Consider the following 20,351-nt stretch of genomic DNA (forward strand, 5'->3'; position numbering starts at 1 on the left):
AACGACTTACGTCGTTAATTTTGGGATCGCATCCGTGCGATCACGCAGTCCGTCGAGAAAATCAACGGACTGCTAGACCTTCGCCAGCTTCAGCGAGAACTGGTTCTGCGGCGAGGCGTTCACTTGGTTGCGGGTCGGCGAGTAGTCGACGACGTTGACCGAGCCATCAGTGGTGAACTCCAAGAGTCGCAGCCAGGCGTCTCCGCCGTTGGGCTTCATCTGAAAGTTGACCAGCATCTGGTGAACGTCGCGACCGCCAGGGGTGGTCGACGTCATCCGGGCCAGGCCATCGTTGAGCACATGGCCATTGACCGTCAGGATGAAGTTCTCGTGCTTGCTGACCAGATTGTTCCAGAGTTCGGTTCCGTCCATCACGTCGCCGCCGCTGATCTTGGCGACTTGATAGCTGTGCGGGTTCCAGGTTTGTTTGGTTTGCTTCTCAGCCCAGTCATAACGGGTCTCGTCGAAGTACATATAGGCGTGCGTGATCAAAATCGCTTCGCGATCTTTGTGCTTGGCGGCAATCTCGTTGGCCCAACGCACGACATCGCGCCGCGGACCGAACTCGAGCCCGATCACCACAAAGTCGCGCCCCCCGGCCGAGAAGAGATGGTAGCTGTTCTCCATCTGCCGCGGCTCTTTGTCGTAGACGCCCCCGAACGTCGGCAGCGGGCGGAACTTGTCGATCGGGAAGTAGTCGTTTAGCGACGTCGAACGATCGTGGCACTTGCCGCCGCTGCTGTAGTCATGATTGCCGGGGACCAGGAAGTAGGGGATCTTGCCGTCGAGCTGGGCCAAGGCCGAAGCGGCCAATTGCCACTGCTCGGCGGTATTTCGGTTGGTGATGTCGCCCAGGTGCAGGGCGGCGGCGATGTTGCGAGATTTCTTGTTTTCCGCCAGCCACTTAGTCTGCTGCAGGAACCCCTCGGGATGCCCTTCGCCATACATCTGCGTGTCAGGCAAGACGGCGACGGTGAACGAGCCTTTGCCAATCGGAGCCGGTTCCCCCTCGACGAACTTGGCGTCGGCATACGGATCGGCCGCGAGCGATTGCGAGCCAGCAAGCGAAATGAACGAAGATCCGACGGCGAGCGAAGCGCCGGTCTTGAGCAACTGGCGGCGATCAAGCGAGGTCATGACAGATTCCTGGCGGGGGAATTTCATCTAGTGGAATCGTAATTATCGCCCGGAGGCTAGGGCGTGTAAACCTATGAGCGGCTCGCTTTTGTCTTAACTCAAACCATCGTCGGCAGCCCACAGCAAAACGACACGAACACCACCCATACCAACAAGACTTCGCCCAAGAGGCTCTGAAACGACATCAGGTACAGACGAACGCCGCAGCATCCCAGCAAGACGAGCCACCCGCCAACCAGCAAGATGGTAAAAGGAGTTTCGCCGAACTCGCCCATGATGAGCGGCAGGACGAAGTAGTAGATGGCCAGCGGCGTAGCGGCGAGGATTGCCCCCAGCCAGGTTCGCGGCTCCCAAATCAGCGTCGCCGCCGCGCCGATCGCCGGCGAGGCCAACAGCAGCACGCCAAAGATCGAAGCGCCCGCCGTTTCGGCGAGTAGGCGGATGTAGCCAAGCAGCAGTGCGACGACGAAGACCGACCAGAAGAGCCGCGGCAGGGTAATCTGATGCGCACGCGGCCCACCGCTCTTGAGCGCATCGCGTACTGGCGACTGGTCGTCCATGGCAAGTTAACCCGGCGGCCAAGTCAGTTTGCGCCCGCCCATCAAATGCAAATGGATGTGCGGCACTTCCTGACCACCTTCCTCTTTGCAGTTGACGATGACGCGGTAGCCGTTTTCCAAACCTAGTTTGCGGGCGACGTCGCGGACGACCAGCCACAAGTGTCCCATAACCGCAGCGTCTTCATCCGCGATGTCGTCGATCGTGGCGATCTCCTTCTTCGGGATCACCAGCAGATGGGTCGGCGCCTTGGGGGCGATGTCGCGGAAGACCATGCAGAGGTCGTCCTCGTAGATGACGTCCGCGGGAATCTCGCCATCGATGATCTTCTTGAAAATCGTCTTCTCGCTCATGCTGTCTTCTCGTCGCTATCGGGTTAGATGCTCGCTGCTATGGTGGCAGAATAGCACCATTTTACGTAGCGGCCAATCAGTTGGTTTGGATGGGTTGCCGTTCGCTGCGCGACTTGGGGGCAATACGGGAAATGCGGGTCGCTAGCAGGCCAGTTTCGGTCAACTCCCAGACTTTCACTTGCCGAACAATCCTAATGAGTCGTAGTCGGCGATGGATTGCCGCTGCGAGGAGACGCCCCCCAAGCGGCCAGCCTTTGTGGAGCGTCTCCGTTTCTGTCTGAGTTATGGGGGGACGCATGATGCTGAAGCGCGAGAATATCGCGTTGACCCTGGCATTCTTGCTTGGTCTGTTGATCGCTTATGAAGTTCGCGCCCAACAAGCGAACTACGTGCAAGAGAACGGGATCACCTATCGCGAAGTCGTTAATAGCGTGAAACGCCCGGTTGTCGAAACCAAAATGCAGGAGCATACCGAGCAAGTCTACGTCGAGCGGTTCACCACCGACATGCACGAGAGCCAACGCACCGTTTCGGTTCCGGTCACCGAGTATCGTTGGGAAGCGTACACGCCGATCTCGATCAACATCTTCGCCCCGCCGCGGGTTGCGTATCGCTGGGTGCCGGTTACTCGCTGGGAACAGCGCGTCGAAACGGTTCGTACCCCGGTCACGCGTCGCGACCTGGTTCCCGAAACCCGCACCGTTTCGCGCCCCGTAACGACTACCCGCATGGTCGAAGACAAAGTGATCTCGCGAGTCGCCGTCAGCACCACGCCTGGCACGTCCAACGGCGCCAGCAACGTCGCCGCCGCGCCGATCGAATCGCAACGCGTGGGCGGGCTCGGCATGCCGAGTGATCCTCCCCGCGTCGGCACGCGACTTGATCCGGCAGGGGCAGGGGCTCCGTCTCGCTTCCGCTAATCGTAGGGTCCGCTGTGCGGACCACAATGCGTTCGGCAATTCGATTCGGTCCGCACAGCGGACCCTACGGCTTTACAGGCCTTCGGTTAGCTCTTCGGGCAACTCCGGCAGCGCGGCGCCGGTTTCAATGGCGTCGCGGGTTTGCTGCGCCAGGTCGATCGCCAGCGGCGTTACCTGCGGGCAGCGATTGGCGACGTCGTTGACGTCCCAGCGATCATCCGGTTTGCCGAACAGCTGACACTGCCGCTCGCGATCGACGCGAGCGCCCCACGCGGCGGTGCGCAGGTAAAGCTCGTCTCCCTGTACGCACAAAGTGCGATCGCGACCCGGCGCATCAAGGTGAAGCAGCGAACGGGACGAGTCGACGTCTCGCTTCGGGCCAGTCGCGCCGAACCAGTCCAGCAGCGTCGCCGGCAAGTCGCTGCTCGACGTTAGGCCTTGCACGCGAGTCAGGCCTTCCGCGGCGCCAGGCAGGCGAATCATCAGCGGCACATGCGCCAGGTTGGCGTAGACCGCCAAAGGCAACTCAGCGGCGCGACCCACTTGCTGGTGCAGTCCCAGCGGCATACCGCCGCTCGAAGTGACGATCAGCAGCGGTTGTCGCTCGGCCGGCAAGGCGTTGATCGCGGCCAGCAGCTCTTCCATCAATGTATCGATCAGCAGCACCTGGCCGCCGTACGCTTGCGACAGGCCAAGCAGTTCATCCGGCTCCAGCTCGCCGGTCGGGCGAGACGCCGGCGCCGCGGCGTAGGTCGGCGGTTCTGGATCTTCGTCCGCGGCCAGGCTGTTGCGATAGTCAAGCGGCGCGTCCCAGGCCCCTGACATCCCCCGCGCATGCGCCCAAACCAACTCGTCTCCTTGTTCCGTCTTCACCCAGTCGTACAGTACCGTGAATATCCGGCCCAGCTCCGTGTCGTCTTCATGCTCGGCGATCTGCGGCTCTGCACACGGTAGGAACTCGGTCGAGGCAAACGCAAACGCCCCAGCCGCATCTCGCAAAAGCGCTTCGTCCGAGAGCAAATGCAGCGGCACGCCAACTTCCGCCAGCGCCGCCGCCAAGTCAAAACCATCCGCTGGCGCTACGGGATGTGCAGCGCGAAACCAGCCGCGATAAAGCTGGTCCAGGTTCAGCGTTTCGACCGACGTATGCTCGACCAAAATCGACTCGGCCGCCAACTGGTTCAGCGCCGGCGTCTCGAGCCAGGCGGTTCCGTACGGCGGCAAATAACCAGCGCTCCAGCCGTCGATGACCAGGACTATCGCTCTACGCACAGGGGATTACTCGAACGAATCGGGATTGGGGAAACGTTCGAGTATACCACGGCACGTTTTTCTGGCGCCACCTATAGGAAGTCCCCTGTCAAGGCAGACCCTCTCCGGGCCTTCGCCCTTCTTTCTTTTTTGCAGGGGAAGGGGCTTGTAGGTTAACGGTTGATCTTGGGACGCTGCTGGTTCGGTTGACGTTGCGTCGTTGGGCTGGAGAGTCGTGTTCGCTTTTGTCCGCTTTATGTCAGGGGCTTTTAAGGTTCGCCCAGGCACCTATTGGAGACTCTTCCATGCGGAGGTCTATGCGGATATCGGAGCGTTTCCTGTTCGGAAGGGAGCGGGTTCATTCATGCTCGGGAACTCGAGGTTCAATGGCGCCACGGGAACTCCGCTCCTGGCTCTAGCTGCGGTTTCAACTTCATTCCAGGCTCAACGATTCGTCTTACGAACTGGCGATCGCCGGATCATAACTTTTTCCAGTTTTCCACAGGCTCCACAACGTCGTCGCCAGGCTGCGGGCCACGTTGCGACGAGCCGTCGCGGGATTTAGTCCTTTCTCTTGAGTCCAGTGGCGATATTTTTCTGCGAACGGGCTGCCCGACTGCGCGATGGCGGTTCTGGCGGCGCCGATCAGGACGCTTTTCAGCGGGCGACTTCCCCGTTTGCTAAGTCGTACGCGTTGCGGACCGCTGCCGCTATGACGTCGCTCGAGACCGAGCCCGCAGTAACGCCACAGGGCCGATTTACTGCGAAAGCGGTCTGGCGTGTCGATGTAAGCGTAAAAGGTCGCCGCACGAATCGGGCCGACGCCCGGCGCCTCTAAAAAGCGGCGAATCGGCGGCTCTTTGCGACCGAGTTGAATGAGCCTGGCTCTGATTTCTTCCTCCTGCTGCAGCAACAGTTCGTAGACTTTCAGGACAAGATCGAGGTCTTCGTGCAGCACTTTGCGGCGCGGCAGCTTCTTCCACAACTGCTGTCGTTGTTCAGGATCGAGCACGTTGCCGATCGAAGTAAAAACGCCCTGCCGACGCAGCAACGCCGTTAGTTGATTCCCTTGTCGAACGCGTTCGCGAACCCGATCGTGATAAAACGCCACGTGCAGTTTCAGTAACGCTCGATCGACCGAGTCGACTTGATGAACCTCCTTGAGAAATCCGCCGCGAAGCAACTGCGCGAGCCGCTTCGCATCAATCGCATCATCCTTGTCCCCCTCTTTGGCGACATAGGCGTTTCTCCGCGGATCGCAGACCACCAACCGGTCGACGTAAGGACGTAAATTGCGAGCCAGCCAATCAGCCAGCGGCCCCTCCTCGAAGGTCAATTCCCGCGGCCGTCGATACGCTTCGAGCGCCTCAATCAGGGCTGGAATGGCGGTATCGCAAGGCATCTCTTGGACCACCTTCCCTCGGGAATTCAGGACGGCGATCTGAGTAAACTCGCAATGTGTATCAAACGCGATAAAATAGGCCACGGCCGGGCTCCTTGTTGGAAGGCATCGAGACGTTGAACATCTTCAAATGCTAACCCACATTGAGCCCCGGCTTCCTATATCTTCATGCTCTCGCGAAGACGCGATAAGACCATGGCGCCAGCAGGTTCCGCTTTTCTTTCTACTTCTTCCCATCCAAAACCGGCATCCGTTCAAACTCCGACGGCGTGTGGGCTTCGGCCATCAGCTTCGCCATTTTTTCGACCATTTCGGGATGCTTGGCGGCCAGATCGGTCGTTTCGCCGGGGTCGGCTTCCAGGTTGTACAGCTCGATCTTCAGCGGCTCGGGATTGTCTTTCTTCATCATGTTCTGACGAATCCCTTTCCACTTGCCCATGCGGATCGATTGCTGACCGCCATAAGCCGGGAACTCCCAGTAGAGATAATCGTGCACCTGCTGTTTTCCTTCGCCCAGCAGCGTCGGCGCCAGGCTGTAGCCGTCGATCGCTTCCGGCGCTTTGGTGTCGCTGATGTCGGCGATGGTCGGCATCATGTCCCACAGCGCCGCCGGCAGGTTCGAAACCTGCCCCGGCTTGATCTTGCCTGGCCAGCGAGCGACGAACGGCACGCGAACGCCTCCTTCGTACAGACTTCCTTTCAAGCCGCGCAGATTGGCGACCGACTCAAAGAAGTCAGAGTCCGATCCGCCCAGGCGATCGTAGGTGGCGCCATTGTCCGAGGTGAAGATCACCAGCGTGTCGTCGTCCAGGCCGAGCGATTCAATCTTATCCAGGATCTTGCCGATGTCCTTGTCCATGTGAGTGACCATCGCGGCGTATCCGGCTCGCGGCGTCGGATGCTCCAGGTAACCTTTGTGAACGTAGTCTTCTTCCGGAATCGTGCTGGTATATTCGGCGGTCGACTCTTCCGGAACCTGAATCGACAAGTGCGGAATCGCAAAGGGCAGGTACAGGAAGAACGGTTTCTCTTGGTTCTCGTCGATAAACTCCAGCGCGACCTTGGTGAACTGATCTTGCGAGAAGGTCTCGCCAGTCAGCGTGCGATCGTTGCCCGGTTGGACTTCTCGTTCCGAGTTCCGCATCAGGAACTTCGGATAGTGATTGTGGGCGTGAACCTGACAGTTGAAACCGTAAAACAGATCAAAGCCTTGCTTGTTCGGATCGCCGGTCGTGCCTGATTGGCCCAAGCCCCATTTGCCGATGGCGGCAGTCGCATAACCGCGCTGCTTCAGCATCTCGGCGACGGTTACTTCTTCGGTCGCCAGCGGACGCTGCCCGGTGAAGTCGGTCAGTCCCAGGGCGATCGTTTCGGCCGGCAGTTTCTTCTGCGTGAAGTTGTTTCGCACGTAAGCGTGGCCGGGATGCTTGCCGGTCATCAAGCAGCACCGCGACGGTGCACAAACCGCGTTGCCGCTGTAGAAGTCAGTAAAGCGAATCCCTTCTTTCGCCAGGCGATCGATGTTCGGCGTCTTGATCCACTTCTGGCCATAGCAGCCAAGTTCGGCGTAGCCCAGATCGTCGGCCATGATCAGCACGATATTGGGCGCCCGATCGGCGGCCGACAGGCTGGCGGAAGCGGAAAGCAAAAGGAGACAGGCGAGTAGTCGAGTCATGAAGTTCCTCGGCGATTGGCGGGGGAAAAAGAAGGGGGGAGGCGTCGTCACCGGCGGACGGCGCTTGAGCCGGGTCATGCATCCATCGTAGAAATCTCCACGACCAATGCGATCCGCTGCCCAGAAATAGCGATTCCGGGGAGTTGGTGCGCGAATTTGTGAGAAATGGGGCCGCGATCGCCTGTTCTGGCCGTTTTGCGACGGTTTTTGCCCGATTTCGCCCAGAACCGACTCATCTTTTCCCCTCTTGCCGACGTTTGTTATAGTAAGGTCCATTGGTTTACAATTGTTCACTTCCAGCCCGGCGTTACGGATGGCCCGCGAAGCTTTATTACAGCCTGGAGACGGCTCTGGTCGCGACGAAGACCGGATGCTCCGTCCGCAGTCGATGGCCGACATGGTCGGTCAGCGCGAAGTCGCCAAGCGGCTGCAGATCGTTGTCGATGCGGCGATGAAGCGGGACGAGCCGCTGGGGCACATCTTGTTCGATGGTCCGCCTGGTCTGGGCAAAACGACCTTTGCGACCTGCATTCCCAAAGACCTGGGGGTCAATTTTCAACTGACCAGCGGTCCCGCGATTCAGGCGCCCAAAGACCTGGTTCCGTACCTGACCAACGCCGATGAACGATCGGTGTTGTTCATTGACGAAATCCACCGGATTCCCAAAGCGGTCGAAGAGTATCTCTACACCGCGATGGAAGACTTCCGGATCGACATCGTGCTGGGCGAAGGAACCAACGCCCGGACGATCAACCTGCAGATCAAACCGTTTACCTTGATCGGCGCCACGACCCGCAGCGGGATGCTCTCGGCGCCGCTCCGCGATCGGTTTGTCTTGCGGGAGCATCTCGACTTCTACACCGACGAAGAACTGGCCGAGATCCTCGGCCGCAACGCCAAGAAGCTGGGCGTGACGATCGACGACGAGGCTTCGCTCGAAATCTCCAAACGCAGTCGCAGCACTCCCCGCGTCGCCAACAATCGCTTGCGTTGGGTTCGCGACTTTGCGACCAGCCGCGCCGACGGGCATGTCACGCTCCAACTGGCCCGTGAGGCGATGGAGATGCAGGCAATCGACGACCTGGGGCTCGACAAGCAAGACCGCAACTATCTCTCGACCCTCGTCCGCGTCTTCGGCGGCGGCCCAGCCGGCATCGAAGCGATCGCCCACACCATGAACGCGGCGCATGACACGCTGGCCGACGAAGTCGAACCGTTCCTCCTGCGAACCGAACTGGTCGTCCGCACCCCGCGCGGCCGCGTGGTCACGCCCAAGGCGATGGACCACCTGAAGGCGATTAAGTGGAAGTGAGCCTAAAGCGGAACCGCGTGCCGCGGCTCTGCGAGCCGTGGCCTCGAACGGCGAGTCTCGGTCGAAAAACTGGATCGGTATTCGCGCATTTTTTCTACTCAGCCCCGAAGGGGCGCCGCTAAAGTAGCACGGGGTGGAGTCGCCGCCAGGCGACGCAGCCCCGGGATAGATTCGCCATTCCACCCCCAAGCCCCAAGGGGGCGATCTAAGCGGATTCAGATCGGACCGACCGGACCGGACGATTCTGTTTTTTCAGAGGCAGAGTGGACTGCCTTGCGCGTTTTTTTATTGCCCGTGCTGCTCGACGCCGCTTGGCAATTTAGGCAGTCTACTCGCCCGACCGGACCGGACGATTTCGTTTTTTCGGCGATGACTAGTCGACCTCGTTTGGCAATCTAGGCAATTCGCTGGCCTAACTGGACTGGACCAATCAATTCCAATTTTTTGAACCGTCAGGCGGTTCGGTTAGCGCGCCCCTTCAGGGATTTCCGTGCTAAATGCCGCTCGTAACCAGGGTTACGTCGCTGGGGCGACTCCATCCCGGGCTACTTTAGGTCGCCCCGTTGGGGCTGACGGCGACTGGACTGGACGATTTCGTTTTTTTAACCGCCCGAAGTGGACTGGACCGCTGGCGACTTTTTTTCTACGCCGCGATCTGTCGCCGATCGAACCGCGACGCATCCTTTGCCATTTATTGGTGGACTGGACCGCGACGTTTTTTTCGCGCCGCGCCAGTTGCTAGGGAACCGAGCTTATTTCACTTTGCATCCGAATTTTCAAAGAACCGCTTGCGACGTATCAAGCGCGCGAAAGCGCCGCGAAGCAAAATCAAACGCACCCCGGAATCGACCACAAATCCGTGCGCTTTGTCAAGCAAAAGAAGGAGAGGCGAAAAGCCGCTTCCGATTGATCTTGCCGCCGGCGCGGTGGAACCGCAGATTCGCGCAGATGCAGCTGGTGACGGCGTAATCAAACATCGATCGCCGCAAGCAAACTTCTGAGGCCCGGAGGGCCGTTCCAATCTAGCCTGGGGCGAAGTCGCGCCAGGCGACGTAGCCCCCCAAGTCAAGTTGCCGGTCGAATCGTTGTCGTTGTACGCGACCGCGCGTTTCCGTGGATCGCCCCCGCTGGGGCTTTCGGCGGTTATTGACGTTAATACCCAGGGCTGCATCGCCGTTGGCGATGCAGCCCTGGGCTAGCAGTCCGTTGATTTTCTCGACGGACTGCGTGATCGCAGGGATGCGATCCCAAAATAGCGACGTAAGTCGTTATTTTGCGAGCCGCGAAGAGCTACGCTCTGAGCCTGGCGAGGTTGGAAAATGCCACGATGGCATTTTTCAACAGGCAGCTAGGGTAGAACGGCCCTCCGGGCCTTGGGCTACTTTGGGCCGTGACGTTGCGCAGCAATGCGACCCTACGAAGGCGAGATCTGCGCCTTGTCGGAGATATCCTTGCGGCACCAGGCGCCTTCCCAGCGGATCTTTTTGACCGCGGTGTAGGCGTTTAGCTTGGCGTTGGCGATCGACTCGCCGATCGCGGTGACCCCCAAGACGCGGCCGCCGGCGGTGACGACATCGCTGCCTTTCAGAGTTGTGCCGGCGTGGAAGACCTTGACGTCGGTCATCTGGGCGGCGTCGGACAGGCCGCGGATGACGTGCCCTTTGTCGTAGTCGCCGGGGTAGCCGTCGGAGGCCATCACGACGCAGACCGCCGGACGCCGGTCCCACTGCAGCGATTCGATCTCGGCCAGGCGGCCGTCGACGGTCGCTTCCAGAATGTCGACCAGGTCCGACTTCAGCCGCATCAAGATCGGCTGGCATTCGGGATCGCCCAGGCGGACGTTGTATTCCAGCACTTTCGGGCCTTGGTTGGTCATGATCAGGCCGGCGTACAAAACGCCGCGGAACGGGCGACGCGAACGCTTGAGCGCGTGCACGGTCGGAACCAGCACCCGCTCTTCGATCTCGGTCATCATGCTGGGGGTGACGATCGGGGTGGGACTGTAGGCGCCCATGCCGCCGGTGTTGGGGCCTTCGTCATTGTCGAACGCCGGCTTGTGGTCTTGGGCCGGGGCGAGGGTGACGATCGCCTGGCCGTCGGTGATCGCCAGGACGCTCGCTTCCTGACCGTCGAGACGTTCTTCGATCACGATCTGGTTGCCGGCGTCGCCGAAGACCTTGTCGCGGGCAATCGCGTGAATCGCTTCCAAGGCGTCTTCCGCTTTGTGGCAAACCGTAACCCCTTTGCCGGCGGCCAGACCGTCCGCTTTGACTACGACCGGCACATCTTCCCCTTCGTGCGGGAAGCGGTCTTTGATGTAGCGGGTCGCGCTGTCGGCGTCGCGGAAGACCCGATATTCGGCGGTTGGCACGTCGGCCTGACGCAGGATCTTCTTGCAGAACGCCTTGCTTCCTTCCATCTGGGCGGCGGCCTTGTTGGGGCCAAAGACCTTGAGCCCCGCGTCTTGGAAGGCGTCGACCACGCCATCGACCAGCGGAGCTTCGGGGCCAACCACGGTCAGGCCGCAGTCGTTTTGCTTGGCGAACTTGATCAGGGCCGGAAAGTCGGACGGCGAGATATCGACGTTCTCGGCGTCCAGGGCGGTGCCGGCATTGCCGGGCGCCACGAAAACGCGCTCCACTCGCGAGCTTTGACCGATTTTCCAGGCCAGCGCGTGCTCGCGGCCACCGTTGCCAATCACCAGTACGTTCATAATGCGATGCGCCATTGGGGGGCTGTTGAGCCTGATCGGGCCCAGAGTTCCTGCGTCGAATCTGCCATTCTAGCGGGCCAGCGGGAAACTCGACAGATGCTGTTTTTCACGGGTTCCGTCGGGCAAGCCGTCGTCAGCGGCGCAATTTGTCCACCGCAGAAAAAGCCGCAAATCACCCCGGCTGCCGCTTGGCAGCCATCGCAAGGGACCAGAATTGGTAGATAAGCACGTGTAATTGCGTCGTAAGTCGTGTGTCAGGCGGAAGTTGAGGGAGTCGTGCAGAGGCTGCGGTGGGCAGGATTGAAGCGACTTGCTGACTGCGGCGGCGGGGTCGCGTCGAAAGAGCAGGGAGCGAGAGGGGATCGACCGTGATGCAGGCTCCCGCGCTCACACAAAGGGGTGTCAGCGCAATCAGATTCCGACTTCAAAACAAATTTTGCGTCAATTGCTTAGATTGCTTGAGATTTTGTGCAGACAGGCGGCGTCAAGGCTCTCCGAACGGGGCGGAGATCGTTATACTCGCGACTGCCTCGACGGTTGAAAGTAAAAGGCGGAAGATCGTCATGTGCGGTCATCCGGCTACGCTTTGCAGCGGTTTACCGACGTCGATCCGGCGGTTGTTGCCGCTCGCCTAACGCTCACAACCAGGCCCAAGTCCGAATCGTGCCGAAATCGGTCCGAATCCGACAAGCGGGCGGAAGAATTTCGGGCAGCCCCCTACCAGGGTGCGACGAAAAGCATGGGCGTCAGGCTTTGATTTGCTTATAATGAACAGCTTTCGCGTGGTTCCACTGCGAACGCGTGCATGGAACCGACAATATCACCGATTGGAGACTCCCACCGTGAAATCGCTACATTTCAGCTCCGCTCTGCTCTTGGCTCTTTGTGCTTGCGGCATCGTCTCGGCCGAAGGCTGGGGCACGATCAAGGGCAAGTTCGTCGTGGATGGCAAGGTTCCGCCGCCGGCAGAACTGAACATCACCAAAGACAAAGCCGTTTGCACCAAGAAGAAGCTGTTTGACGAAAACCTGCTGGTTGGTCCGGATGGCGGTTTGAAGAACGTCTGCGTTTGGGTTTCGCTCGGTCGTCGCGATCCGCAGCCGCCGGTTCACCCGTCGTACGAAGGTACGGCCAACGAAGCGATCCAGGTCGACAACCTGGCTTGCGCTTATGTGCCGCACGTCGCGGTCGTTCGTCCGTCGCAAAAAGTTGAGTTCACCAACTCGGACCCGATCGCCCATAACTTCAAGGTCGATGGTTTCGCCAACAATCCGTTCAACTCGCTGGTTCCGGCCGGCGGAACCTACGAACACCAGTTCACCTCAGAAGAACGCGTTCCGATGGTCGCCTCGTGCTCGATCCACCCGTGGATGACCGGTTACATCGTCTGCAAGGAATCGCCGTACGTCGCCGTTTCGGCGGAAGACGGAACCTTCGAGATCAAGAACATGCCGGCCGGCGAATGGAACTTCCAGTTCTGGCACACCAGCGGCGGTTACTTGGGCGAAGTGACCATGGGCGGCAAGAAGGAAAAAGACCGCAAGGGCGAATACGAAGTGGAGGTGGAAGATGGCGAGACGACCGATCTGGGCGTCATCACCGTCTCGGCCGACATTTTGACGAAGTAGTCCCCGGCGACAGGATCAAGCGGCGGCTTCGGGCCGCCGCGGGACCTAGGCGAGTCGCGCGGTTTTCGCGTGCGACCCGCGATACCTCCCATAACGCGACCGGTCATCTTTGGGCCGAGTCGCGTTCTGCCGATTGATATGGCGCGCTTGGATTGTTCAAGCGGCGCTGATTGGGCCTCTTTTTCTCGAAGCGAAGAAGGGGCCGTTGTTCGTATCGATGCGACTAGAAATTACCAAGCATGAATGCGGAAGTTTGCAGTAGAACGGGACGCTGCTCCTGGAGTGGATGGGCGCTGGTCGCCATCGCCGGCATCGCGGCGACTGGCTGTTTTTCGCCGGCCGCGAAGTTCGAACCGAACAAGATCGCCATCCACAAGAGCGAGCTGGACAACGAGTATCAGTTCTCGCAGCAGTATCAGATCGAGCCGATCGCCAAGATTCTGACGGACGCCTTCGGCACGCCGGACGAGCCGAAGTTGCCGCCGGTCCCAGGGATCGAAGACGTGCTGGATCTTGAGAAGATCAAGATGGCGGCTGGTCCTTACGGCAGTGACGAAAGCGGCAAACAACGCGGTCTCTATCGTCAGCACTGCGTCCACTGCCACGGCGTCAATGGCGACGGGGCCGGCCCGACGGCCGCCTTTCTGGATCCGTATCCCCGCGACTATCGCCCGGGCATGTTCAAGTTCAAGTCGACCGCCTCCGGCTTGCCGCCGACCCACGCCGACCTGAAGCGAATCATCGAAGATGGCGCCGCCGGCACCGCGATGCCGAGCTTCAAACTGCTGAGCGATGACGAAATCGAAGCGCTGACCCACTACGTGAAGTATCTCTCGATTCGGGGTCAGGCCGAGTTGTTTTTGATCGAAGCGGAGTTTGGCGATCTCTATCCGGCGGTCGTCAAATCGCCGAGCGAGCGAAACAAAGAAGAGCAAGAGTACGTCGCCGAGCTTTCGCCGGAAGAAGTGGAAGAAGAGAAGGAAGAGTTCCTCGAAGAAGTGACGTTCTTTGAGTCGGAAGAAAACATCGTCGATGAGGTGCTGGGACCGATCGTCGATAGCTGGGCCGAAGCCGAAGAGGAAGTGACGATCGTCGACGAGAAGCCGGACTGGGATATGGCCGAGTCGGTTGAGATTGGACGCGAGCTGTTCTTCTCGGCCAAGACCGGCTGCGCTGGCTGTCACGGCCAATCGGCCCTAGGCGACGGTCAGACGGCCGAAAAAGACTTTTATGACGACTGGACTCGGTTCTACTACGACCCGAGCGACCCGAGCACGCTGGAAGGTTATTTGGCGCTGGGCGCCTTGGAGCCGCGGAAGCTGCGTCCCCGCAATCTGCGGCAAGGGGTGTTCCGCGGTGGACGTCGCCCGGTCGACATTTTCTGGCGGATTCGTAACGGCATCGAAGGGGCGAAAATGCCGGCCGCCCCGCCGAGCGTGACCGACGAAGAGATCTGGCGCCTGGTCGATTTTGTGCGATATGGACTGCCGTACGACGCCTTAAGCGAGAACGAGCCGCATCAACCGGAAAACGTACGCGTGCGGAATTAGCAGCTCGGGCAATCGTCGGTCGGAAGCCGACGTTCGAGGGAGAGACAACGTGGGTAGAGTTTGGAGCATCCTGTTTTTATGCGTCCCGATCCTGGGGGTCTGGATCTTCGTGGCCGCCATGAACGATTGGTGGCCGATGAGCGGAGGCGCCTACGCTTTTGGACCGGGGCAATGGTTTCCGGCGCTTGACGTGTCGGAGCATGTGATCGACCACTTGTTCTACTTGATTCTCTCGCTGACCGGCATCGTCTTCATTGGCACGGGCCTGGCGCTCTTTTGGTTTCTGTGGCGCTACGACGCGGCGACCAACAAAGACCCTGTCGTCTTTTCGCACGGCAGTCACGCTCTGGAAGTGATCTGGTCGATCGTTCCGGCGGTGGCGCTGCTGTTTATTGCGATCTATCAGATGGACGCGTGGGCCAATGCCCGGATGCGTCGGCCGACGACCGCTGACGGGGCCGCCAAGCCGCCGCTCTGCCGCGTGTCGGGACGTCAGTTTGAATGGCGGATTCAATACCCGGGCGAAGATGGTCGTTTTGATACGCCCGACGATCTGCATGTGCTGAACGACTTGCACGTGCCGGTCGATGAAGAGGTCGTGATTGAGATTGAAAGCATGGACGTGCTGCACAGCTTCTTCTTGCCCAACATGCGGGTCAAGCAAGACGTCGTGCCAGGCATGCGGCAATACGTTTGGTTCCATCCGGTCAAAGAAGGAGTGAGCGACATCGTTTGCGCCGAGCTTTGCGGTTGGGGCCACTACAAGATGCGCGGGCAAATTACGGTCGATAGCGCCGCCGAATACGATCGGTGGTACTCGGCCGCCTATGCCGAACAGGAAACTTCAGAGTTCGTCCCGTCCGAGGGAGAAGAGTAGGCGATGAGTACCACCACCATTGATTCGCATACGCAGGCGGCGAACAGCGAAATGTCGATCGGACATTTCCTGTCGACTTACGTCTTCTCACGCGACCACAAAGTAATCGGGATCCAGTTCCTGTTCTCGACGTTGATCTGGTTTGTCGTCGGCGGTCTGCTGGCGCTGGGGATCCGTTGGCAGTTGGCCTGGCCTTGGTCGAACATGCCGGTGATCGGCAACATGCTCTTCTCGGCCGAAGGGGGACAGATCTCGCCGGAGTTCTACACCGTGCTGGTGACGATGCACGCGACGGTGATGATCTTTCTGGTGATCATTCCGATCTTGGCCGGGGCGTTCGGCAACTTTTTAATTCCGCTGATGATCGGCGCCGATGATATGGCGTTTCCGACTTTGAACATGCTGAGCTACTGGTTCATGTGGCCGGCGTTCATCTGCTTCGGCGCCGCGTTCTTCTGCGATGGACATGGCGCCGCGGCTGGTTGGACCAGTTATCCGCCGCTATCGGCCATGACGACCGCCGCCCCAGGGAGCGGTGATGCGCAGACCTTCTGGCTATTGGGCGTGACGTTTGTCGGCGTCAGTTCGATGCTCGGTTCGGTCAACTACATGACGACGATCATCCAGATGCGGGCGCCCGGCATGACGATGTTCCGTCTGCCGCTGACGATCTGGGGGATGTTCATCACGGCGCTGTTGCAAGCGTTCGCCTTGCCGGTGCTGACGGCAGCCGGTTTTATGCTGCTGGCGGACCGGTTGTTTGGGACCGGGTTCTTCTTGCCGGAAGCGCTGTCGGTCAATAACTCGCCGATGGCCTCGGGCGGCGGGCAGCCGCTGCTGTGGCAACACTTGTTCTGGTTCTACTCGCACCCGGCGGTGTACATCATGATTTTGCCGGCGATGGGAATGGTCTCTGACATTCTGGCCTGTTTCGCTCGCAAGCCGATTTTCGGTTACAAGCCGATGGTCTACTCGATCTGCGGCATCGCGGGGCTCGGCTTTATCGTCTGGGGTCACCACATGTTCGTTTCCGGAATGAACCCGGGACTGGGCATGACCTTTATGGTGGCGACGATGATGATCGCGCTGCCGAGTGCGGTGAAAACGTTCAATTGGCTTGGCACGGTCTATGGCGGTCAGGTGCAGTTCACCACGCCGATGTTGTTCGCTCTGAGCTTTGTATCGATGTTTGTGATCGGCGGTTTGTCAGGCATCTTTATGGCGGCGACTCCGGTCGACATCGTGATTCACGACACCTACTTCATCGTCGCCCACTTCCACTATGTGCTGTTCTGCGGAACGGCGATGGCGGTCTTTGGTTCGATTTACTTCTGGTTCCCGAAGATGTTTGGCCGGATGATGAACGAAACGTGGGGGAAGATCCACTTCACGTTGACCTTCATTTTTATGAACGGCACCTTCTTTACGATGCACATCTTGGGCGCCGGCGGTTTTCCGCGTCGCTTGGCCGATCCGTATCACTACCCGACGTTCAGTCATATGCTGACGATGAACCAGTTTATGACCGTGTGCGCCATCGGCATGGTCGCGGTGCAAGTCATCTTTGCGATCAATTTCTTCTACAGCTTGTTCTGGGGACCGAAGGCGGGCCGCAATCCGTGGCATGCCAATGGCCTGGAATGGCAGGCGCCCAGTCCTCCGGGGCATGGCAACTTCGACTTCCAGCCGATCGTCTATCGCGGCCCGTACGAATATGGTTCGCCTGAGACCGACGAAGACTATTACCCGCAAACGATGCCGCCGAAAAACGAACGTCCTGAACCGGCTTAGTGCTCTGAAACGCTTGTGACCGATCCGCAACCGACAATTCGATCTGCCTGGCCTCACCGCATTGCGGTGTTGTTGGTCTGCACCACCTTTCCCTTGATTTGGGTGGGCGGTCTGGTGACGACCAAGAAGGCGGGCATGGCGGTTCCCGATTGGCCGAACACCTACGGCTATAACCTGTTCCTCTATCCCGTCTCGGAATGGATCGCCGGCCCGTTCGACCTGTTCGTCGAGCATGGACATCGCCTGCTTGGCTCGGCGGTCGGGATGATCTCGATCGCGCTGGTCGTGGCGATTGCGATTTGGGACAAACGTCGCGGGATGTTGACGTTGTCGATCATTTCGTTGATCGCAGTGATCATTCAGGGGATCTTGGGCGGCGCCCGGGTGATTCAAGACGAAGTGCTATTGGCCCGCGTCCATGGTTGTTTTGGTCCGGCGTTCTTTGCCCTGACGGTCGGTCTGGCGGTCGCCACTTCCAAACGCTGGCATTCGATTCAGCCGGTCGTTCATCCTGGCTCGGGACGCTTGCAGGTGATCACCGTGATCACGGCGGCGCTGGCTTACGTGCAATTGTTGATCGGTTCGTTTCTGCGGCATGTCCCCGCTAGCGGAAGTCATAGCGATTTTCGCGTGGCGGTTATCTTTCACGTGATCGTCGCTTTTCTGGTGGCGGTCAGCGTGTTTGCGGTCGCCGCGACGGCGCTGCGAGGTTTCTCGGAAGCGGTCGCCGTGCGGCGTCAGTCGATGTTCGCCGTGCTGATTGTGCTGGTGCAGATCGGTTTGGGGATCGCGGCTTGGACGTTCAAATATGGCTGGCCGACGTTCTTGCCCGGCGGTGAAATGTTCTCGCAACTGGTGATTCACGCCGAAAGCGTCGCTCAGGCGGGCGTCGTGACGGCTCATGTCGCTACTGGTTCGCTGATCGTTGGAGTGACGGTCGCCATGGCGCTTTATAGTTTCCGCTATTATTCGACTTCCCCGGCGTCGCTGGTTCCCCAGGTCGCGGATAAATCGACGCTTCGTGGAGTCTCCCTATGAGCACGACCCCTCTCGCTTTGGAAGAGCGCCGCGCCGGTCGATTGGCGATCGTCGCGGACTATGTCGAACTGACCAAGCCAAAAATCGCGGTGATGCTGCTGACGGCGGTCGCGGTAAGCGGCTGCGTCGCCACGTGGGGACAGCCTGACCTGTTGCGGTTGTTCCACGCGATTGTCGGTACCGCGCTAGTTGCCGCCAGCAGTTGCGTTTGGAATCAATGGATCGAGCGACGCTTCGACCTGTTGATGAAGCGAACCCGCGATCGTCCGCTTCCTTCGGGGCGGATCGCCGGCAACTCGGCCGCCCTGTTTGGGGTCGTGCTTGGTTCGGTCGGCGTGTCGTACCTGGCCGCGACGGTCGGTTGGCTGGTCGCCGCGATTGGCGCCGCCACCTGGCTGTTGTACGTGGTGGTCTACACCCCGATGAAGCGAACGAGCCCCTGGAATACCGCGGTTGGCGCCGTGGCCGGAGCGCTACCGCTGTTGATGGGCTGGGCCGCGATGGGAACGCCGTTTGATCTGCGAGCGGCGGCGCTGTTCGCGATTCTGTTCTTCTGGCAGTTCCCTCATTTCATGGCGATCGCGTGGATCTATCGCAAGGATTACGCCCAGGCCGGCATGCAAATGTTGCCGGTGGTCGATCCAACCGGATTGCGGGCCGGCCGCCAGGCGATTGGCGCCGCTTTGGCCCTGACGCTAGTGAGCGTGGTGCCGTTTTTGAACGCCCCGCTGGATGGCGCACCCTGGTGCATTGCCGCGGCCCTCTTCTTGGGCGTCGCGCAGTTGTTGGTGGCGGTGCGGTTTTCGGTACGTCGCGATGACAAAAGCGCCCGGCGCCTGTTGTGGGCGTCGCTGATCTATTTGCCGGCGATGCTGGGCGTGTTGTTGGCGTTCCCCATTTTGTGACCTGTTAACAGATTCGATTCATGTCGCAGCATCACGACGATCATCCCGAGCATGGTCATATCAAACTGGAGTACCAGCCGGCGCTGCCGATCCCCAACGGCAAGCTCTGTCTGTGGCTGTTCCTGTCGACCGAAATCATGTTTTTCGCCGGACTGATCGGCGCGTATATCGTGCTCCGGTTTGGCGCTCCGACGTGGCCGTCGCCGCATGACGTTCACCTGAGCGAGCCGATCGGCGCGTTCAATACGTTTGTGCTGATCTGCTCGAGCCTGTCGGTGGTGTTGTCGCTCGAGGCGGCCAAAGCGGACAAAGCGGGACGGGCCAAGTTCTGGATGTTCGTCACGTTCGTGCTGGGGCTCGCGTTTCTGGGCGTCAAAGGTTACGAGTACAAAGAGAAGTTCGCGCACGGCATCTACCCGGCTCATCCGCACGGCTTGCTCTACGACAAGCCCGACGTCTATTACGCGTCGTCGGTGAAAGTGGCGTTGGAAGACGCGGCCAAGCACTGCACCACCCAGATCGAACTGGTCGACAAGTCGGCCTCCGAGATCGCGGAAGCCAAGGCCGAAATCGAAGAGGCCGAAGAAGCGAAAGATCAGGAAGCGAAGACCAAAGCGGAGGAAAAGCTGGCCGCCGCCCAGAAGGTGAACGAAGAAGCGGTCGCGATGGCCGACACCTATCGCGAGCGACGCGAAAAGATGGAACTGCTTCGCGATGGGCTGGTGCAGTGGAACACCCGCGCAGCGACGCAGAACCCCAATCCGGTCGAGGGGCAGGCGCTGATGGACAGCATCGCCTATACGATTCAGCATCCGCATGAAGACGAGGAAGAACTGACTCGTCTAGTGGAAGAGAAGGGGACGCTGGCGACCAAGCTTGCTGAATTGGAACAGGCTGAAGAGCAAGATCCGCAAGAGATCGCGCTGGTTAAGAATCGCTTGAAGTTGATCGACTACCTGACGGCCGACGATGCGGCGATTTTGCGACATGGCGTCAATCACACGTACGACTGGGTCGATCTGCCGTTTGTGATTCCGAGCGGCAACATGTGGGCCAGCACTTACTTTCTGTTGACCGGCTTTCACGCGATTCACGTGCTGGTCGGACTGATCGTCTTCGCCGTGGCGCTGCCGGTGACGCTGGGAGTCTCGAAGGCGACCTTCATCGAAGCGGCCGGGCTGTACTGGCACTTCGTCGATCTGGTCTGGATCTTCCTGTTCCCGATCCTGTACTTGTTTTAA

16 protein-coding genes are annotated in these 20,351 nt (G+C 59.7%); 9 read left to right on the forward strand and 7 right to left on the reverse strand.

Annotated features, from left to right (window positions below; translation table 11 throughout):
* Positions 1–72 precede the first annotated feature (72 nt).
* The 3 genes from Enr8_RS06865 to Enr8_RS06875 all read right to left on the reverse strand — a co-directional run bounded on the left by Enr8_RS06865 (position 73) and on the right by Enr8_RS06875 (position 2,048).
* Positions 73–1,137, reverse strand: coding sequence for a metallophosphoesterase (locus Enr8_RS06865; protein ID WP_146429828.1), 1,065 nt, complete (start codon positions 1,135–1,137; stop codon positions 73–75).
* A gap of 98 nt (positions 1,138–1,235) precedes the next feature.
* Entirely contained in the window at positions 1,236–1,697 is a 462-nt protein-coding gene (locus tag Enr8_RS06870) for a hypothetical protein (protein ID WP_146429829.1), read from the reverse strand.
* 6 nt (positions 1,698–1,703) lie between these two features.
* Positions 1,704–2,048, reverse strand: a complete 345-nt coding sequence (locus Enr8_RS06875; protein WP_146429830.1) for a histidine triad nucleotide-binding protein — start codon at positions 2,046–2,048, stop codon at positions 1,704–1,706.
* Positions 2,049–2,344: 296 nt separating this feature from the next.
* Between Enr8_RS06875 and Enr8_RS06880 the strand changes: the two genes are divergently transcribed.
* On the forward strand, positions 2,345–2,968 hold the full coding sequence (locus Enr8_RS06880; RefSeq protein WP_146429831.1) for a hypothetical protein: 624 nt from the start codon (positions 2,345–2,347) through the stop codon (positions 2,966–2,968).
* Positions 2,969–3,040: 72 nt separating this feature from the next.
* Here the strand turns inward: Enr8_RS06880 and Enr8_RS06885 are convergent, their stop codons facing one another.
* The 3 genes from Enr8_RS06885 to Enr8_RS06895 form a co-directional block, all read right to left on the reverse strand.
* Positions 3,041–4,240, reverse strand: a complete 1,200-nt coding sequence (locus Enr8_RS06885) for an alkaline phosphatase family protein (protein ID WP_146429832.1) — start codon at positions 4,238–4,240, stop codon at positions 3,041–3,043.
* A 436-nt stretch (positions 4,241–4,676) separates the two neighbouring features.
* Entirely contained in the window at positions 4,677–5,705 is a 1,029-nt protein-coding gene (locus Enr8_RS06890) for an IS110 family RNA-guided transposase (RefSeq protein WP_146429833.1), read from the reverse strand.
* A 139-nt stretch (positions 5,706–5,844) separates the two neighbouring features.
* The gene (locus tag Enr8_RS06895) at positions 5,845–7,296 is read right to left on the reverse strand and encodes an arylsulfatase (protein WP_146429834.1); all 1,452 of its coding nucleotides are present in this window, start codon (positions 7,294–7,296) and stop codon (positions 5,845–5,847) included.
* Positions 7,297–7,609: 313 nt separating this feature from the next.
* Here Enr8_RS06895 and ruvB point away from each other — a divergent pair, with 313 nt between their 5' ends.
* A complete protein-coding gene (ruvB, locus tag Enr8_RS06900; RefSeq protein ID WP_146429835.1) occupies positions 7,610–8,608 on the forward strand; it encodes a Holliday junction branch migration DNA helicase RuvB in 999 nt (332 codons plus the stop codon).
* A 1,414-nt stretch (positions 8,609–10,022) separates the two neighbouring features.
* On the opposite strand, the gene purD is transcribed toward ruvB, so the two are convergent.
* The gene (purD, locus tag Enr8_RS06905; RefSeq protein ID WP_146430015.1) at positions 10,023–11,321 is read right to left on the reverse strand and encodes a phosphoribosylamine--glycine ligase; all 1,299 of its coding nucleotides are present in this window, start codon (positions 11,319–11,321) and stop codon (positions 10,023–10,025) included.
* 842 nt (positions 11,322–12,163) lie between these two features.
* On the opposite strand from purD, the gene Enr8_RS06910 reads away from it, so the two are divergent.
* The 7 genes from Enr8_RS06910 to Enr8_RS06940 all read left to right on the forward strand — a co-directional run bounded on the left by Enr8_RS06910 (position 12,164) and on the right by Enr8_RS06940 (position 20,351).
* Positions 12,164–12,949: a cupredoxin domain-containing protein gene (locus Enr8_RS06910; protein WP_146429836.1), complete on the forward strand. Its 786-nt coding sequence runs from the start codon at positions 12,164–12,166 to the stop codon at positions 12,947–12,949.
* Positions 12,950–13,188: 239 nt separating this feature from the next.
* On the forward strand, positions 13,189–14,499 hold the full coding sequence (locus tag Enr8_RS06915; protein WP_146429837.1) for a c-type cytochrome: 1,311 nt from the start codon (positions 13,189–13,191) through the stop codon (positions 14,497–14,499).
* Positions 14,500–14,548: 49 nt separating this feature from the next.
* Positions 14,549–15,376 carry a cytochrome c oxidase subunit II gene (locus Enr8_RS06920; protein WP_246119965.1) on the forward strand — a complete coding sequence of 276 codons (828 nt, stop codon included), beginning with the start codon at positions 14,549–14,551 and terminating at the stop codon, positions 15,374–15,376.
* A 3-nt stretch (positions 15,377–15,379) separates the two neighbouring features.
* The gene (locus Enr8_RS06925; protein WP_146429838.1) at positions 15,380–17,167 is read left to right on the forward strand and encodes a cytochrome c oxidase subunit I; all 1,788 of its coding nucleotides are present in this window, start codon (positions 15,380–15,382) and stop codon (positions 17,165–17,167) included.
* Between the two features lie 15 nt (positions 17,168–17,182).
* Positions 17,183–18,205 (forward strand): COX15/CtaA family protein, encoded by a 1,023-nt coding sequence (locus Enr8_RS06930; protein ID WP_146429839.1) that lies wholly within the window; start codon positions 17,183–17,185, stop codon positions 18,203–18,205.
* Positions 18,202–19,110 (forward strand): heme o synthase, encoded by a 909-nt coding sequence (gene cyoE / locus Enr8_RS06935; RefSeq protein ID WP_146429840.1) that lies wholly within the window; start codon positions 18,202–18,204, stop codon positions 19,108–19,110. Before Enr8_RS06930 ends, cyoE begins: the two co-directional genes overlap by 4 nt.
* 20 nt (positions 19,111–19,130) lie before the next feature.
* Positions 19,131–20,351, forward strand: coding sequence for a cytochrome c oxidase subunit 3 (locus Enr8_RS06940; protein WP_222434803.1), 1,221 nt, complete (start codon positions 19,131–19,133; stop codon positions 20,349–20,351).

This window comes from Blastopirellula retiformator (assembly GCF_007859755.1).
Classification (GTDB): domain Bacteria; phylum Planctomycetota; class Planctomycetia; order Pirellulales; family Pirellulaceae; genus Blastopirellula; species Blastopirellula retiformator.